Origin of the sequence: Campylobacter sp., assembly GCF_030528245.1 — a bacterium.
GTDB lineage: Bacteria > Campylobacterota > Campylobacteria > Campylobacterales > Campylobacteraceae > Campylobacter_D.
The window spans coordinates 1-3,218 of record NZ_JAUMZG010000056.1; the positions used below are offsets into that span (position 1 = coordinate 1).

The 3,218-nt window shown below is 54.8% G+C and carries 3 protein-coding genes; all 3 read left to right on the forward strand.

Annotation, left to right across the window (positions count from 1 at the left end; all coding sequences use genetic code 11):
• The coding region (locus Q4A73_RS07225) for a DUF2972 domain-containing protein (RefSeq protein ID WP_303206782.1) at nucleotides 1–1,282 on the forward strand (1,282 nt) is incomplete at its 5' end.
• 50 nt (nucleotides 1,283–1,332) lie between these two features.
• Nucleotides 1,333–2,343, forward strand: a complete 1,011-nt coding sequence (gene pseB / locus Q4A73_RS07230; protein WP_303206783.1) for a UDP-N-acetylglucosamine 4,6-dehydratase (inverting) — start codon at nucleotides 1,333–1,335, stop codon at nucleotides 2,341–2,343.
• A partial coding sequence (locus Q4A73_RS07235; protein WP_303206784.1) for a DegT/DnrJ/EryC1/StrS family aminotransferase occupies nucleotides 2,337–3,218 on the forward strand: 882 nt, incomplete at its 3' end. The genes pseB and Q4A73_RS07235, both read left to right, overlap by 7 nt.

Consider the following 3,218-nt stretch of genomic DNA (forward strand, 5'->3'; position numbering starts at 1 on the left):
TCCGGACGTCCTCAACGCCCTCTTGGAGGGGGAAAATTCTGGCGCGGCGGCTGGGCGAAATTCCTGCGGGGCGGAGCAAGTGGGCGGCGCGGGATTTGCGGCTGAGTGTGCGGCCTATGCGCGTGAGGGGCTCACTTACCGCACGCTGGGCGCAGAAGTGGCCTGGGCGCTGAACCTGCCGCTGCCGCGGCGGTATGGGTTTGTGCTATTTTTTAATCCTTGCTCGAGCTCGGAAGCCTTGCATTTTTTCTTTCGGCTTTGTGGGCTGAAGGTGGGAATTTGGGGCATTGGGGGGTGGGGGACCTACGAGCGCAATTATCAAAACGCCCTAAGCGGCAAGGCGGCTCTGGCTACGCTGTGCCCGATTTCTAAGCTTGAGCCCTACCGGAAGCATTGCTATTTGATGGATGGGGGGTTTAGCCTAGTGCTTGCTGTGCGCGATCCCATTTCGAGCCTGAAATCATACTGCAACCACATTCACAACGTCTTCACCGCGCAGAATATCACGGCGAGGATGCGGGAATTTAGAGCCTATGATGAAGAATTTATCTTCCCTGAGATCTTTTACTGCACGGAGAAGGACCCTAAGGACAGGCGGCCTAGTGTGGATGCGTTGGCATATTTAGCGCAGGATGTGGAGAGTTTTTATAGCTTGGATGAGATTTTGGACATTTGCGCGGACTCTGTGCGGGAGGTGGTGGTGCTTGATTTTCACAGAGATTTGGCCTTTGGGGCTTGTTTTGAGAGCTTTCGTGCGCTCTCGCAGCGGCTTGGCTTTGCGCCGCCTGAGGAGGGGCTTGGCTTTGCCTTTGAGAAAAAGGTCAATCTTTATGATGGGCTCAATCATCTGCCCGTTAGGCTTGGCTTTGAGGGCTTTGAGCTTTGGGTGAGTGTGCCCTACATCACGCACGATCTTAGGGCGTGGCGTAATGTTACGCCGGAGCTTTTCGGGGCGGAATTTGTGCTGGAAAATGTCTTTGTTTTGATCGAAAGGGGAGCGGCGCAGGACTTTTTGGCGCATGAAAATTTTAAAAAAATGCGAGGCTATGTCGCCGCCTACATCGAGGCCTTGGGGCGGTATGTCGAGGGTGTGAGGGCTAGGCTGCTGGGGGAGGGGGATGTCTTGGAATTTTTGGCGTCAAATCCCGCTGCGGCGCTGAAACTGCGGGAGGCCATCGAGAGGAATTTTAAGCGGGTCAAGGCTGAGCGCCCCGACATCGTGGCCTCGTGGAAGTATTATGCGGAGTTTGAGAGGATCTGCGCGGGGTTTGGGGGAGGGTGAGATTGTAATTTGGAACGACTTTTGCTAGAATTTCAACGAAGGAGTTGGCTATGTTTGACGATAAGGTTATTTTAATCACGGGCGGCACTGGCTCTTTTGGAAAAACCACCACCAAGCTCCTACTCCGCCACTACAAGCCCAAAAAAATTATCATCTACTCCCGCGATGAGCTCAAGCAGTTTGAAATGGCTAGCGTGTTTAATGCCCCATGCATGCGCTATTTCATCGGCGATGTGCGCGATAAGGACAGGCTCAAAAAGGCCACCTCTGATGTGGACTTCATCATTCACGCCGCGGCGATGAAGCAGGTGCCCATCGCTGAGTATAACCCCATGGAATGCGTCAAAACCAACATCCACGGCGCCCAAAATGTCATCGATGTCTGCCTTGAAAATGGCGTGAAAAAGTGCATCGCCCTCAGCACCGATAAGGCCTGCAATCCCGTGAATTTATACGGCGCGACCAAGCTAGCAAGCGATAAGCTCTTCATCGCGGCCAACAACATGGCCGGCACTGGCCACACCCGCTTTAGCGTGACGCGCTATGGCAATGTCGTGGGCTCGCGCGGCTCAGTCGTGCCGCTTTTTAAAAGGCTCATCGCCGAGGGGGCTAGCAGGCTGCCCATCACGGATGAGCGCATGACGCGCTTTTGGATAAGCCTTGAAAAGGGCATTCGTTTTGTTTTTAGCAATTTTGAGCGCATGCACGGCGGGGAAATTTTCATCCCCAAAATCCCATCGATGAAGATCACCGACCTAGCCCACGCCCTTGCGCCGCACTTGGACAAAACGATCATTGGCATCCGCGCGGGGGAGAAACTGCACGAGATCATGATTTCCAGCGATGATAGCCATCTCACCTATGAATTTGAGGACTATTTTGTCATCAGTCCCAGCATCAAATTCACCGACATTCACATCGACTTTAGCATCAACGCCCTCGGCGAGCGAGGCGTGCGCGTGAGGGACGGCTTTTCTTACAGCTCGGACAATAATCCCACCTGGGTCAGCGAGCAAGAAATTTTAGAAATCATCCACCACACCGAGGAGCTTCCGTGCTGAGCTACTCCCACCAAAACATCGACCAAAGCGACCTTGATGCGGTTATGGAGGCTCTCAAAAGCCCCTTTCTCACTGGCGGGGCCAAAGTGGAGGCCTTCGAAGAAGCCCTGTGCGCCTATGTGGGCGTGAGGGCCGCCTGCGTGGTCAATTCCGCCACCTCCGCCCTGCACCTAGCCTACCTCGCCCTCAATGTCAGGGGCAAGCGCGTCCTCACCACGCCCCTGAGCTTCATCGCCACCGCAAACGCCGCCGTGATGGCCGGGGCTGGGGTGGAATTCATCGATGTGGGAAAGGATGGCAACATCAGCCCGGCCAAGCTCAGGGCGAGGCTTGAGACAAAAAGCGAAGATGTGGGCGCTGTGGCGGTGGTTGACTACGCGGGGCAAAGCGTGGAAATCGATGAAATCTCCAAGCTTTGCGCGGAATTCAAGCTCCCCCTGCTTGATGACGCCTCCCACGCCTTGGGGGCGGAATTTAAGGGCGAAAAAGTCGGCAAAAGAGCCACTTTGAGCGTTTTTTCCTTCCACCCTGTCAAGCCCATCACGACCTTTGAGGGCGGGGCTGTGGTGAGTGATGATGAGGGCCTCATCGCCCACATCAAAAGCCTCCGCTCCCACGCCATCGTGAAAAAAAGGCTTTGGGATAGCGATAGCTTTGAGCTGGGCTTTAATTACCGCCTCAGCGATGTGGCCTGCGCTTTGGGGCTCAATCAACTCGCCAAACTGGATGCCAATTTAGAAAAAAGGGAGCAAATCGCCGCCTTTTACGATGAGGAATTTCGCAAAAATCCCTACTTCTCCACGCTTGCAATCGCCGCGCACAACAAACCCTCCCGCCATCTCTACCCCATACTGCTGCACCCCCACCTTTGGTGT

Coding starts and splice junctions, on each gene's coding strand:
- pseB (WP_303206783.1), top strand. CDS start 1,333: ATGTTTGACGATAAGGTTATTTTAATCACGGGCGGCACTGGCTCTTTT.